This window comes from Vibrio kasasachensis (genome assembly GCF_050337565.1).
GTDB lineage: Bacteria > Pseudomonadota > Gammaproteobacteria > Enterobacterales > Vibrionaceae > Vibrio > Vibrio kasasachensis.
The window spans coordinates 55,253-69,985 of sequence record NZ_JAKJTB010000026.1 but is presented as its reverse complement, the minus strand read 5'-3'; the positions used below and the strand labels follow the sequence as shown (position 1 = coordinate 69,985).

At 42.3% G+C, this 14,733-nt stretch carries 11 protein-coding genes, 1 tRNA gene and 1 pseudogene; 7 read left to right on the top strand and 6 right to left on the bottom strand.

Annotation, left to right across the window (positions count from 1 at the left end; translation table 11 throughout):
- Positions 1–423: 423 nt before the first annotated feature.
- A complete protein-coding gene (locus L4C38_RS19245) occupies positions 424–1,398 on the top strand; it encodes an integron integrase (RefSeq protein ID WP_428799169.1) in 975 nt (324 codons plus the stop codon).
- A 291-nt stretch (positions 1,399–1,689) separates the two neighbouring features.
- On the opposite strand, the gene L4C38_RS19240 is transcribed toward L4C38_RS19245, so the two are convergent.
- The 3 genes from L4C38_RS19240 to L4C38_RS19230 all read right to left on the bottom strand — a co-directional run bounded on the left by L4C38_RS19240 (position 1,690) and on the right by L4C38_RS19230 (position 4,112).
- Positions 1,690–1,764: transfer RNA gene (locus L4C38_RS19240), tRNA-Gly, on the bottom strand.
- A gap of 182 nt (positions 1,765–1,946) precedes the next feature.
- Positions 1,947–3,335, bottom strand: a complete 1,389-nt coding sequence (locus L4C38_RS19235; protein ID WP_428799168.1) for a transporter substrate-binding domain-containing diguanylate cyclase — start codon at positions 3,333–3,335, stop codon at positions 1,947–1,949.
- 237 nt (positions 3,336–3,572) lie between these two features.
- Entirely contained in the window at positions 3,573–4,112 is a 540-nt protein-coding gene (locus L4C38_RS19230; RefSeq protein WP_428799167.1) for a DUF3332 domain-containing protein, read from the bottom strand.
- 373 nt (positions 4,113–4,485) lie between these two features.
- Between L4C38_RS19230 and L4C38_RS19225 the strand changes: the two genes are divergently transcribed.
- Together L4C38_RS19225 and L4C38_RS19220 are read left to right on the top strand one after the other, a co-directional pair.
- Entirely contained in the window at positions 4,486–5,718 is a 1,233-nt protein-coding gene (locus tag L4C38_RS19225) for an L-lactate MFS transporter (protein ID WP_428799166.1), read from the top strand.
- A gap of 222 nt (positions 5,719–5,940) precedes the next feature.
- Complete coding sequence (locus L4C38_RS19220; protein WP_428799165.1) at positions 5,941–8,298, top strand: fatty acid cis/trans isomerase; 2,358 nt, start codon at positions 5,941–5,943, stop codon at positions 8,296–8,298.
- 330 nt (positions 8,299–8,628) lie between these two features.
- Here the strand turns inward: L4C38_RS19220 and L4C38_RS19215 are convergent.
- Positions 8,629–8,754, bottom strand: a pseudogene (locus L4C38_RS19215) (type IV pilin protein); the annotation flags it as partial.
- Positions 8,755–8,942: 188 nt separating this feature from the next.
- Between L4C38_RS19215 and L4C38_RS19210 the strand changes: the two are divergent.
- Together L4C38_RS19210 and L4C38_RS19205 are read left to right on the top strand one after the other, a co-directional pair.
- A complete protein-coding gene (locus tag L4C38_RS19210) occupies positions 8,943–9,893 on the top strand; it encodes a DUF2860 family protein (protein ID WP_428799164.1) in 951 nt (316 codons plus the stop codon).
- A gap of 10 nt (positions 9,894–9,903) precedes the next feature.
- Complete coding sequence (locus L4C38_RS19205) at positions 9,904–11,106, top strand: alpha/beta hydrolase (RefSeq protein WP_428799163.1); 1,203 nt, start codon at positions 9,904–9,906, stop codon at positions 11,104–11,106.
- Positions 11,107–11,250: 144 nt separating this feature from the next.
- On the opposite strand, the gene L4C38_RS19200 is transcribed toward L4C38_RS19205, so the two are convergent.
- Positions 11,251–11,721, bottom strand: a complete 471-nt coding sequence (locus L4C38_RS19200) for a TetR/AcrR family transcriptional regulator (protein ID WP_428799162.1) — start codon at positions 11,719–11,721, stop codon at positions 11,251–11,253.
- Positions 11,722–12,065: 344 nt separating this feature from the next.
- Here L4C38_RS19200 and L4C38_RS19195 point away from each other — a divergent pair, with 344 nt between their 5' ends.
- Positions 12,066–12,251: a hypothetical protein gene (locus tag L4C38_RS19195; RefSeq protein WP_428799161.1), complete on the top strand. Its 186-nt coding sequence runs from the start codon at positions 12,066–12,068 to the stop codon at positions 12,249–12,251.
- 221 nt (positions 12,252–12,472) lie between these two features.
- Complete coding sequence (locus L4C38_RS19190; protein WP_428799160.1) at positions 12,473–14,221, top strand: formate--tetrahydrofolate ligase; 1,749 nt, start codon at positions 12,473–12,475, stop codon at positions 14,219–14,221.
- A 78-nt stretch (positions 14,222–14,299) separates the two neighbouring features.
- Here L4C38_RS19190 and L4C38_RS19185 read toward each other — a convergent pair whose 3' ends face one another.
- Positions 14,300–14,707, bottom strand: coding sequence for a GFA family protein (locus tag L4C38_RS19185; protein WP_428799159.1), 408 nt, complete (start codon positions 14,705–14,707; stop codon positions 14,300–14,302).
- Positions 14,708–14,733: the final 26 nt, after the last annotated feature.

Sequence of the window (14,733 nt, the reverse complement as noted above, 5' to 3'; positions counted from 1 at the left end):
GATGCAGAGGTGAAGGGAAATGCCTTACCTTAAAGCTCCGTTTGTTCTGTCTTTAATCGCCAGCGTATTAAGCAGACAAACTTAGCTTTAAGGGTAGCATGAGGATTGCCTGCACTCAGCCTAATTTGTTCTATTAAACAACGACTTCGCTGCTAATTAAGCTTTGAGACACACAGCTTACACCCTACATTGCTACTTCCGTCACTATATAACAGTTATTAGACAGAAAAATTCTGTATTTAAATATCATTCTATTCTATCTAATATCTTAATGGCGTTAACCCTACCTCGTTTTTATGAAAATTAACAGTAGCTTACGAACGATTGCTTTCAGTATGCATCCCAAAATGCAGACTTTTTCTGTATAGCACGAATCAATGTGCCAAACTAGAAAGCATGTATATATAACCAGTAAAAATTAAAATGAAAAATTCACCGTTTTTATCTTATATACAAGAGTATATGCTGGGAAGACACTATGCCCTTCGAACAACAGAGGCGTACATTTATTGGATCCACCAATACATTCTTTATCATGACAAAACGCATCCAAAAACAATGAACTCAAGGCATGTTGAAGATTTCTTGACTCATTTGGTTGTGAACAGAAAGTCGGCAAAAAAGACTCAGAGCCTAGCTCTGAATGCATTGGTCTTTTTATACAAAGATATTCTTCTTGAACCCATCAACCTTGATATGCAATTTCGGCGTTCCGACAAGTCTCGTAAATTACCGACCGTTATGACGCCCAAAGAAATTGAAAGGCTCTTTAACCACTGCTTACCTAACTATAAATTGCCTTTTCAATTGATGTACGGGTCTGGATTACGTTTGATGGAGTGTGTGCGCTTGCGAGTACAAGATATTGATTATGAGTATAAATCTGTGCGTGTATGGCAGGGCAAAGGTGGTAAGAACCGTTTTGTAACCATCGCTCCGGAGCTTTTTTTCGCCATTAAGCAACAACAGCAAAGAGCCGCAGACTACCATCAACAAGATATTCATAATGAAGCATTCTCTGGTGTGTTTTTACCTGAAGCCCTAGCAAAAAAATACCCGAATGCAGAAAATAACTTAAATTGGCAGTTTCTCTTTCCTTCTGCTCGCTTATCACCAGATTTACAAACCGGAGTGTTGCGTAGACACCATATACATCCAACAGCTCTCCAAAAACACATTAAGATTGCTGGTCAAAAGGCGAACATTGATAAAAACATCTCATGCCACACCTTAAGGCATTCATTTGCTACGCACCTTCTTCAAAACGGCGCTGACATAAGAACTGTTCAAGAACAACTTGGGCACTCAGACCTAAAGACAACACAAGTATATACCCATATCATAGATAGGGGAGCTAACGGCGTTGTCAGTCCTTTATCGAAAATATTATCCGAATAGGATCAATACGTCATTGAGCGCTTATGCTTCAACAAGCAACAAGTAGTGATAACCCGCTGCCAAGATGTTTTATGTTCTGGAAATATAACGAATAAAGCCATCTGTTAATATTTAGCCCATAGGAAACCATTTAGCTTCAATTTAGTTTTGAGCACCATTTTGTGCACCAAAAAGCCACCAGCTATGAAGTTGATTCTAAAAATCATCTTTCATGGAACAACAGATGTGAAAAAGCACGCCGTAAAGCGCTTTATTTTAAATAACTTGGGAGGTTTAAACTTCAAGAAAGATTGGAGCGTACTGCGGGAATCGAACCCGCATCATCAGCTTGGAAGGCTGAGGTAATAGCCATTATACGAAGTACGCTATGCCTTGAAGACCTGTTCAATATGCCACATATAACTGAAAAGAAAAGTGTTTTTTTACTAATTCACGCTCAACTGCCGACTAAAGCAGCAGAATGCTGTTCCTTTCATCAAATTTACCTTCCGTTTGCCTCGGTAGGCGAACATTAACTAAAGTAAAGCGAGTATCTTAATTTGTATGCGCTAACCAACTTGGCTGATTGGATGAACTGGCACTTGTTGAAATTGTTCAAGTACAAACTGGTCTTTTCCCATTGCTTTAGCTTGATACATCAAACTATCAGCTTCAGACAAGGAGATCTCTTCACTAGATTGATGGTAATAGGCGCAACCTAGACTAACCGTCACTTGTTTATTATCTTCAAATAGAATGAGTTCACGTACAGACTCGCACAAGCACTCAGCTAGTTTAGTGGCTTGTTCGAGATTAGTATTTGTACATACAACAGCAAACTCTTCTCCGCCTATCCGTCCGATAAGGTGCTTCTTTCCCGTGATGCGGTTCACCGCTTTGCCCACAGCTTGGATAACAACATCACCAACCTGATGCCCAAAAGTGTCATTGATTAATTTAAAGTCATCAATATCAAATAGCATGACACACACTGTGCCACTGTTTGAGACGCGCTTTGAGAATTGTGCATAAAAATGATAACGGTTGCTTAAGCCTGTTAATTGGTCTGTTTCTGAAAGATACTTCAATTCACAGTTGGCTTTTTCCAACGCTCGAGTTTTAGAGCGAACCGCTAAACGCAGTATTACCATATAGCTAAACACAGCGATGAGTAGTGCAATCACGAGAACAGGCACTAAGTAACTCGGATAGACCGTCTCTATATACATCCAGCGGCTAAAGAGCCTGTTCTTGGTTTCATTGCTTATTTTTATCATTCCTTTAGCCAGTTGGACCAATAATATTCGATCATTATGTGCTACCGCAGGTCTGAGTACTCCGGAGTAAAGATGTTGAACACTGGCGAACTGTGTTGCGGCTTTGGTACTATGAAAATAGAAATTAGCGACTTGTAGGTCAGCAATAAACGCGTCTATATTACCTTCAAGTGCAGCCTCCACCATATAAGAGTTATTAGCGAACGTCTTTATTGTTAGCTGAGGGTAATTATCCTTTGCGTAACTATGTTCGAATCCCCCTTCAACCGCTCCTAGCGTGAATTTGTGTTTCCCCGCTAATAGCTCGCTGACATCAACATTAAGCCGCTTGTGATTAATAAATAGTTGGGTATCAATCGTAATTATCGGTTGGCTGTAATCAAGATAACCATCTCGCTCACGAGACCAAAGAAGCCCAGCATGAAGATCAGCTCGCCCATCCTTTACTGCATCCAATGAGTCTTTCCAATCAACAAGCAAAAATTCGACTCGGGTTCCCGTTACTCGTGAGAATTCTTTCCAGTAGTCAATGAGAATTCCGTCTGGCTCCCCCTTGTCATTAATAAATGAAAAAGGCTTCCAAGCTTTTGAGTTAGCGATGATCAATACATCATCATTTTTGTTAGCTGCATAAGAAAAAGGAACGAGAAAAACCAACGCTAGTAACAGAAAACGAACCACAACAAACCTCTAACTACATTGAAGCATCCTTGGATGCGTTTTTCACGACGTAAATGACGCTTACCGTTGTGTATAGTTGATATTTAGCTTTTTATATATAACGACTGTGAATGTTACGAGCTAGATCTCATATAAATGTAAGGTGGATGTATAAGCTACCGTTTTGGATTGAAGATCAAAAAAATATGCATTACCTCTCCCTCGTTTCATCGAAGAAGAGGCTTAAAAAGAAGTGGATTAGATTCGAGCAGAAGTTATGTAATCGTTCAGTTCTCTATTTGATACTGTCGTCACTAGTTGGTCATCAAGGTAGAAGTCGACAGAATCTGCACCTTTCTCACCACGAAGTACTTTTTGCTCACCGTTAAGGTATGTGATTTCCATCTGCATGGTATTTTCATCGATCTGTTGCATCGTCGCATTTTCAATGTCGCTATTATTAGTCAACGGCACACCTGTTAGTGACGGGTCTAGTTGAGCATTCACTTTGATGTAGTTCTTAGTTGGTGTATCGACAACCGCCGGTGATTTACCTGAGATTGGGTTTGTCCCCGTCCAGAATTCGATCGCATTGAAAATGAATAGATCAACTGTACCTGTGATGCCATAAACTGGCGACAACAATAAGAACATACCTTCACGCCCATAGCGATTGTCCACAATTTCTAAGTTGAATTTGTGTACTAAACCCGTTGTGGCCATTTGCCCCATACAGCCTGTTAAAGAAGAAACGCCAAGTGCTGCGACTACAGTCATTGTTACTGCTTTCATTTTCATTACTACTACCTCAGAAAAATTTCGCGCATGCTACTCTGAGTGGCTCTTATTGGGAATCATGTGGGGGATAAATTGACAAAAACCTTACCTAGCTGTAGTTCACCGCGACAGATACCTTACGACGAGCTAACTACCCATTTATTCCCAAGATGAAATTGCACACGCTTTCCCTGATCCTCTATTGATACCCTCGCCGTTTCCTTACTGCTCTTAAAATTAGTTATATTCTTATAATTCTCACAAAAAGTGATTCCAATCACATTTTATTTGGTTATAATTCGCGCCCATTGTGTTGAACGTTGATAAACGCAAACATATTTTGAATAAATCGTGTGTTAACCCATCCTCTTTCGCGGGCAAAATGAGAATTAAAATGAGCAAGATTGATAAAGCTATGCGCATCCTATTAGCAGGATTTTGTATCAACCTTTGTCTTGGCATCCTGTATGCTTGGAGTGTATTTAACAAAGCGCTGGTCACTGAATCAGGTTGGAGTGCGGCTGAAGCGTCAGCCCCTTACGCAACTGCGACTATCACTTTCTCTATCTGCCTTTTGGTCGCAGGTATACTACAAGACCGTATGGGTCCGCGCATGATCCTTATCCTAGGCACTATCCTGACGGGTCTGGGTATGATCGCTTCTGGTTTTGTTGATACTCCAATGATGTTAAACATCACGTTTGGTGTTATGACAGGTGCTGGTATTGGTTTCGGTTATGCATGTCTAGCCCCTTCTGCAATGAAATGGTTTCATTCTTCAAAGAAAGGTATGGTTAATGGTGTAATCGCAGCAGGCTTTGGTCTTGCGGCAATTTATCTTGCGCCACTTACCTCAGCGCTTATCAGCAGCATGGGTATCCAAACCAGTTTTATGATCCTAGGTGTTGGTATTCTTGCGATTGCGGTTCCATTGGCGGCAACGATTAGCAACCCACCAGCAGACTACACTCCAGCTGAGCCTGTTGTAAAAGACGGTCAAACACCGAAAGTAGCTAAGAAGTCACAAGACCTTACTTGGAAGGCAATGCTAAAAACGCCACAGTTTTACTCACTATGGATCATGTACGCGTTCGCTGCTTCTGTTGGTCTAATGATCATCGGTAACATCACAACAATCGCAAGCGTTCAAGCTAACCTGCCTAACGCAGTTTACCTTGCCTCTCTGTTAGCTATTTTTAACTCAGGCGGTCGTGTGGCTGCTGGCATGCTAGCTGATAAAATTGGTGGTGTTCGTACGTTACTTATCGCTTTCATGTTGCAAGGTATCAACATGGTACTTTTCGTCACCTTCCAATCAGAAGTAACGCTGATCATTGGTACTGCTATTGCGGCCGTTGGTTACGGTACTCTATTGGCGGTATTCCCAACTCTAACCGCTGAATTCTACGGCCTGAAAAACTACGGTACCAACTACGGTGTGCTGTACACTGCATGGGGTATTGGTGGTGCAATCGGTGCTGCAATTGTCGGTTTCTCAATGACTAACGGTGAAGGCTACGCTCTAGCATACACCATCTCTGCATCAATGATGGCAGTGTGTGTTGTACTCGCGTTCGTAACTAAGCCACTGACAGAAGCAAAAGTAGCTGAGCTGAAAAACGCGTAATTAGTCGAATTACAATTTAAAAGGCTTACCCTCGTGGTAAGCCTTTTTTTTGCCTGTTCGAGTCGAATGGGAACCAGCAAAGCACTCGCTACCGACCATGGGTAGAAGTAAAAGGACCTAGCAATTAAGACCAAAGCAACCAATAAAATGTCGTATGGAACTAAACGCAACGATAAGAAAACGTTATACTAATTGTTATTATTCGAATAACACTCGTAAGCAATGAATTTACGCAAATTACTTATTTTAGGTCTTGTGACCATCTTCGCTGGCTGTGCAACCTATGCAGGTCTCAATTATGATCAAATGTTTGGTGAAGCCGAAGTTCGTCAACGCCGAGCTGAACTTGCCACAGAGCAAAGTGACCAGTTCCTCAGCCATGTTAAACCTATTATTGATAACCGCTGTGTCGTTTGCCACGCTTGTTATGATGCGCCCTGCCAATTAAAAATGAGTTCAGTTGAAGGTATTGACCGTGGTGCCAGTAAAGACCAGATCTACCAAGGTACTCGCTTAACCGCAGCAACGCCAAGTCGATTATTTGAAGACGCCGACACCACTGAACAATGGCGTTCTTTAGGGTTCCACCCTGTACTCAACGAACGCAATCAAAACCCAACCGCCAATATTGAAGCGGGATTGGTGGCACGCCTATTGATGCTAAAACAAGAGCACCCCTTACCAGACCAAGTGCAATTGGAAGAGTTTGATTTTGCTACAGACCGTGAACAAGTTTGCCCCACCATCGAAGAATTAGACCAATATCAGCAAGACTACCCAACATGGGGAATGCCTTATGGCATGCCCAATCTAACCAATCCTGAATACAATACTCTTCTTAGTTGGTTACAAGATGGCGCAATTATGAATAAAGCCATCCCTTTAACCCTCGAACAACAAGCACTCGTAAATGAGTATGAAGTATTATTCAATGGTAATAGCCTCAAGCACCAGATCGTAGCTCGCTACGTGTATGAACACCTGTTTTTATCACATCTTTATTTTTCTGAATTGAATGACACCTCACCGCGATTCTTTAGTTTAGTTCGCTCTGCTACGCCTCCGGGTGAACCAGTAAAACGTATAACAACACGCCGCCCGTATGATGACCCCCAAGTGGCGCGAGTGTTCTACCGTCTCATTCCCGAACAAGGCACCATTGTTGATAAAACACACATGCCGTTTTCGCTCAATGCGAAACGAATGGCGGATTGGAAACTGTGGTTTTTTGGTGATGATTATCACGTAAAACAACTGCCTAGTTACGCGCCAGAAATTGCAGCTAACCCAATGACAGCCTTCATTGAGTTACCAGTTAAATCCCGTTTTAAGTTTATGCTTGATAACGCGCAAAACACTATTTCTGCCTTTATCAAAGGCCCAGTATGCCGTGGACAATTGGCGTTAAACGTCATCAATGACCGTTTCTGGATATTCTTCTTAGATCCAGATAAAAGCGACATACCTGAAGTTGATAGATTCTACCGCTCACAAGCTGACAATTTGAAATTGCCCGGTGAACTGGAAAACACGGCTCTACCCATTACCAATTGGGTTGCCTATTCGCGCCAACAAGCCCGTTACCTTGAAGCCAAATCTGAGTTTATCAACGATTGGTTTAAAGATGGGAAACACCTTGATACTAACGTTATTTGGACCGGCAACGGCACGAATCCAAATGCAGCCTTAACCATTTTCCGTCATTTTGATAGTGCGTCTGTTGTGAAAGGAATGGTCGGCTCGCCACCAAAAACGGCATGGGTGCTCGATTATGCACTGCTAGAGCGCATCCATTACCTTCTTGTGGCTGGTTTTGATGTCTATGGTAACTTTGGTCATCAACTTATTACGCGCATGTATATGGACTTCTTACGCCTAGAAGGAGAAAGTAACTTTGTTGCACTGCTTCCACGTGATGTTCGCCATAAAGAGCAGTCGAGTTGGTATCAAGACCAAAGTCGTCAGTTAAGTGATTTCTTACAACGTAACGTCAAACCCTTTGATCAACCGACACAAATACCTTACCGCACAGATAACCCCAAAGCGGAACTGTTTGATATTTTACATAAACAACTGAAACCTGTGCTTAAGCCGCGATATGACATCGTAGATACTGGGTTTAGTCGTAGCAACGAAACATTACTGCGTAACATCGGGGAAATTAAAGGCGAAGGTTTACGCCCAATACCACAAATCATGATGTTAATGATCGAAAGCAATCATGGGCAAAAGCAACTGTTTACTCTCTTGCACAACAATGCCCATACCAATATTTCGAGTTTGTTTGATGAAGAGAGCAACCGAGATTACCAACACGACGATTTAACCTTAGTCCGTGGGGTAATCGGCAGTTACCCTGCTGCGTATTTGTCACTTAAAGAGGCGCAAATCCCAACATTGGTTAATATGCTAAAAAATATGCGCAACAATGATGATTACACCAACTTATTGGATGCATTCTCAATTCGCCGGAGCAATCCTGAATTTTGGGTGTTTAGCGACCAAATTCATGCATGGTACCAGCAAGATCAACCTATCGAATTTGGTTTACTTGACTACAATAGATTCGAAAACCGTTAAATCGTAGTTGAGTTTGTGTGGTGTGTGTTTCAACATACACACCACTCACAATCACATTGACGATCAAACATAATAAGCGACTAGTTCTTACATGGAACAAGTTCGAGCTTTGGTTTTTAGAACGTGCCGTCGATATAATAGCCGGCGCTAGTTCACTTAATATAGCAATGACTACCAGTAAACCTCCCCTCTTCTATATCACTCTTAAATACAAAAACCGTATTGCCTTTGCGGCCTCCCTCTGCCTTCCAGATTGAGTCAAAGTAATCACCATAACTGCTACAATGTACGGTCATGTCATGTCCGGCTCGTGAGTTGGAAACCCATAGGCAAAGATTCATTAATGGCTGGAGTGCTAAAGTTAACGAACAACGGTATCGCCGTCACTGCAAGAATACTTAGCACCACAATCACAACTGTCAACTCAATCAAGGTAAAACCTTTTGCTCTTTTCATTGTGCAATTTTTCTAACCTCAAAGCTAAGATCATGATCCTTATATTAATTTTAATACGCAGAACGTCTTAGTTACTCAATCTAGTTACAAGGTTATGGATACATTTCTACGCCTCTCAAATAGAATTTGACATTTTTTTTACTTAACGTGCGACACCCTTTATGTAACACAAAAAACGAGAGATAAAGATGAAGCGACTAACCCTTACTGCAATTGCCCTATCCATCTCAGCATTTGCAAATGCTGATCAATTAGATGACAACGGATTCAGTGGCGAGATTACTGGTCTAATTGGCTTTACCGCTGAAAAGTCAAACTTTAATACCGATGAAAAGAAAAAAGCAGATAATGAACTCAATACATCTGGTAGTAGTGAATCGGGTATTACGGCAGCACCATTAGGACAAATCCGCTATACCTTTGATGACCGAAACCAAGTGTTTATCGGCACATCGAGAGAAGACATTGCCGTTGGTGATTTTGCTCTTGAAGCTGGTTACACTCGCGCAATCGGAGAGCATTCAACTCTTACGTTGTCATTCTTACCATCTTTGGGTGGAGAGACATGGGAAGACCCTTATGTAGTCGACCAAGATCGCGAAATCACCGACGTTTCAAGTAATGCATTTAGAGTTAACTATACCAACATCTTAGATTCAAACTTTTCTGCCGATCTAGCTTATTTCACTAAAGAATTAGAAAAAGAAGCCTCTGGTGACGCCTCTCTCGATCGCGATGGCTCAGGCATTTATTCAAAGTTCACTTATCACTATGGCATCAATGAAACCTCGATGCTTGAACCGTCTTTGATATATAAATCTTTTTCAGCAGACGGCGATGCCATGTCAAACACCACCTATGGCGTAGAGCTTTCATACAAAAAATTGACGGGGCGTCATGCCTTTGCAATTTCTGGTAACTACGAAACCACATCATATGATGCTCAACACGCCGCTTTCGACATAACCCAAAAAGACCATACATTCGGAATGTTTGGCGCATACGAATACGACCACCTATTTGGCTGGGAAAATGTTGCCTTCAACGCCATCGCTGGTTTTGATATCACCAGTTCAAATATTGCCTTCTACGAATCATCTGAAATCATCATCGGTACGGGTATCACTTACAATTTCTAGGAATAATTCTATGAAGAAACTATTACTCTCAAGCCTTATTGCATGCTCACTCGCGTCTCCTGTAATGGCTGAAGATGCTAACATGACGGCACATCAAGCTTTCAAAGCCAACCTATCTGAGGTGCAAAACCAGTTCTATCGTTCTTTGAGGTTGGAGGAATGGATTGCTATGGGCTTGGCCGCTGAAGACTTTACTGCGACAGTCACCAAGCTAAGTGCTGGAAAAGAAGGATTAGTCGATTTAGAAAACTATGACCGACCAGGATATTGGACATACGAGTTCACGCAAATCGCCAAAAACGCCGAACTAAACGCGATAGCAACAAACAATGCGCAAGCTTACGACCGTGCGAGTGTTTCTTACCTTGTTGCCTCATACCCTAACCTTCAACGACCAAATGAGCTACAGGCGTTAGATAAAGCCGTAGACTTATACATAAAAGCGACAAATTTACATGGTATTGAAGTCGTTAAAGTCGACATGATGCGAGAAGATGGCAGAAGCGTACCTGGCTTGTTACACATTCCAAAACAAAAGAAAGCGCAAGCCCCTGCCATTATGTGGTCTGGTGGCGTAGACAAGACGTTAATAGAGCATCGTAAATCAATTACCCCGCTACTCAACGAAGGTTACGTGGTACTGACATTTGACATGCCGGGAGCAGGACTAGACTACCGAAATCACGTCGAAATTGGTAACGAAAGTGCATCCCACGATGCTGCGTTCAACTTCTTATCAAACAACAAACTCGTCGATTCCAACCGAATTGGAGTGTTAGGTTCATCTGGTGTGGGCCCAGCGCTAATGGACTTTGCCCTTAAGCAAAATCAATTAAAAGCAATCGTTGCTCGATGTGCTCTTGTTGATGGACCAATAGGCAACCCAGAAACCTTGAAGTATATTCCGAAAATGTCAGCGGATTCCTTCATTGCTCGTATCGGTGGCGATATCGGCGATATGGAATACTTTAAAATAATCGGACCACGACTTTCTTTGAAAAACAAAGGGTTATTTGATGGTAAAACTCGTATTGAAACACCATTACTGGCGATAAATACCAAAAAAGACCCCATTGCGATGCCAGAGGATGTAAAGAAGACTGCCGCGCTATCAACTAAAGGCGAAGTTTACATATCAGAAGAATACGGCCATTGCCCTGACGCTATTGAAGCGGATGAAAAAATCATCAATTTCCTTTTAGAGAAAGTGTGATCTCTTTTCTTTAGTAATTCAATTTGGCTTTCCCCATAAGCCCCCCCCCCCTTTAATAGGGGGGAGTGTTTTCTTTCAAATTAGTTCTAAGATCAGCTTGTGAGCGAGTGCTAGCTCAGCCGATATTGGTAACACACTAGCGCATCACTTTATTATCGACAGTTCTTTGCGGCTCATTTGTTCGGCGATATGCACCACCGAGTATCCAATTGCTTTGTAAATTGTCTGCTTGACAAGGTCGTTATCCGTACATTGAATACGATTTTGCAAACCACCAAAACCATCGCCAACAGGGACAATAGGACCTAACGCTCGAACAGCAGCAACAAAGTGTGGATCGTGGTCAATCGCATTCACCCAAGATTCATAAAAATCCGAACACGATCCAAAGTCCAAATTCTCAATCAGTGTTTTAACAATGATCGGTTTTAGCACTTCAGCTATATGCTCTTTTCTAGGAAAGTGGCAATTAATGCCCGAGCGTGACATGCCAATACGTTTCGCTAACGTACCAAGTGTAACGTGTTCAAAACCTTCATTAAGCGTAATATCTAGCGCTGTATCTATAATTTTTTGTCTAGTTTTTGCTGCTTCTTCCGCCGTAGCCTTCGCCATTTTGAAACCCCAATACAATTAGTAGAACAATAATACCTAGCCATCATGTATGGATACAGTACTTATTGCTAATAACTAGGGGGGATATAACAAATTCAAGTAGCCATTTAAAACTCAACAAATGGATTTTTTGTCCGACATTTAGACCAACAACGATCTTTATAACCCTAAAATCTAACTCAGGAAATGCTCATTGGGCTAACACTAAAGGGGGCAACTTGAGGCGTATAGGCATCGTTTGATCCATTCTTGCTTTTCATCTAATCACATACTACACCTAAAAAGCGGTAGGTATGAGAATTGAAAAATACCTTCAATTCATCTATCTGTTTGAGGAGGTGTGTATGAGTAGCAAAGATACGATTCGGACGCTTGAACAGCAAATGTACGTAGCATGTTCAGAAGGCGATTACGACGCAATCAACATGCTAGAGCATCAGTTAGAAATGCTACGTACAAAAACGGAGCACCCTTTTGACGATGATCCTTACGCGCCAGAGGGAAAAATTTTCCCCGACGATGAGTGGTAAACTCGTTTTACTCGTCACTTCGTTTTTCAAAGCCCCTTTTCGGGGCTTTTGTTATATCTGTCTTCATTTGATTTCTTCCTTTCTTCTACCAGCAACAGTGAGCTAAAATACCCCGCGCTAGACGACGTGCTAACAACTATTCCTTTACAAAGCACATTTTGCCGCTATTATCCTTACGCAAACGTTTACGTGTCCATTTTTTCCGCATAATTGAGGGTTTTATGCTATCGGATATTGATATTTGTCGAACCACAAAACTGTCACCAATTAGTGACATTGCAACTCGTGCTGGCTTATTGCACGATGAATTTCATAGCCAAGGAAAGTACAAAGCTAAAGTTTCTCTTACTTGCCTAAAACGCCTTAATGATCAACCGACAGGTAAATTGATTGTTGTCACCGCTATAACACCAACGCCACTGGGCGAAGGTAAAACCGTAACTACCGTCAGTTTGGCTCAAGGCATCGCTAAACTTAATCACTCTGTTATGGCTTGTATTCGTCAGCCATCAATGGGACCGGTATTCGGTGTAAAAGGGGGAGCTGCAGGCGGTGGGCACTCACAAGTCGCGCCAATGGAAGAGCTGAATCTCCACTTAACTGGCGATATACACGCCGTAACTGCCGCCCACAACCTTGCCGCCGCAGCTATTGATGCGCGTATATATCACGAACAGCGTAATGGCTATGACAATTTCGAAGCTCGCAGCGGTTTAAAATCCCTTAAAATAAACCCTAAGCGCGTAGTGTGGAAACGGGTAATGGATCATAACGACCGCGCACTCCGTATGGTCACTGTGGGTAACAATGAACTCAACAAAGATATCAACGGCTACGAGCGCAAAGATGGCTTCGATATTTCAGCAGCATCAGAGTTAATGGCAATTCTCGCTTTATCCTCTGATTTGAAGGATCTGCGTCAGCGTATTGGTCGAATTGTGGTGGCTTACTCATTAAATGATGAGCCCATTACAACTGAAGATCTTCAAGTGGCTGGCGCCATGGCTGTGAGTATGCGCGACGCCATTGAGCCGACTTTAATGCAAACTCTTGAAGGTGTTCCTACGCTCATCCATGCAGGCCCTTTTGCTAATATCGCCCACGGTAACTCTTCAATAATTGCCGATAATATCGCCACCCGTTTAGCCGATTTCACCGTCACCGAAGGTGGGTTTGGTTCGGATATGGGTTTCGAAAAGGCCTGCAACATTAAGGCTCAAATTTCGGGTAAAGCACCTGACTGCGCTGTGATTGTCGCAACACTAAGAGGTTTGAAAGCCAATTCAGGACTTTATGATCTAAAACCGGGCCAAACCATTCCTGATTCTTTGTTCGAAGATGATCACAAAGCGCTTGAAGCAGGTTTTGCTAACCTGAAGTGGCATATTGAAAACGTTGAAAAATATGGTGTGCCAGCAGTAGTGGCGATCAACCGTTTTCCTCAAGACAGTGAGCACGAACTATCGCAACTTCTTGAGATGATAAATGCACTACCAAATCAAGTCGAAGTAGCCATTAGTGAGGGCTTTGCCAAGGGTGGCAATGGCACTATAGCGCTAGCAAATAAAGTGATAAAACAGTGCCAAACTAAAAGCACTTTTACCCCGCTGTACCAATTTTCTCAATCAACGGAAGAAAAGTTGATGGCGGTTGCTGAAGTCGGCTATGGCGCATCTAGCATCACTCTTAGCTATCAAGCTCGACATCAGTTGGAACAGTATCAAACACAAGGTTTTGACAACTTGGCGGTCTGTTTGGCTAAAACGCCACTTTCCATCTCAACTGATGGCAATATTAAAGGGGCACCGAGCCATTTTAATGTACCCATTCGTGAGCTAAAATTATGTGCCGGCGCAGGGTTCATCTATGCTCTTTGCGGCAATGTAATGACAATGCCTGGTTTACCTGAAAAACCGGCATTTATGAACTTAGATCTCGATGATGACGGCAATATCATCGGCTTAAGCTAACGTAATAATTCAGGCTCATTGAAGACGGGCTCTTTCGAGCTCGTTTTCTTAATCTTCTCAATCACAAACACCCACGCATCAGCTTGGAAACCCATTACAGCAAGCTTGCTCAAGCCCTAATTTATGCCATTGTGCCTGCTCTTCAATAAAAATACGCGCATCCACCGTACGGCTAGGTTCCGATTCCAACGCCCCTGCCGGTACCAGCATAAATTTGCCATTTTTGGTCAACACAGGTAACCCCGAACCACAATACTTACAAAACCGCCGAGTAAATAACCTTGTAGGATGGTGATAAAGGATAGTTTGATCTTCACCTTTTACCCACTTAAGGTTCTCTGGCAACGCAAACAAATTGGCAGCATGAGAACTACTGGTTAATTTTTGGCACTGCTTACAATGGCAAAAGTAAAATCGCTTAAAGTCATCCTTTACTTCAAACTGGCAAGCTCCACACATGCAAGTTCCGGTAATATCATTTCCCATAACTCTCTCCAATCCTTTGTTAACCT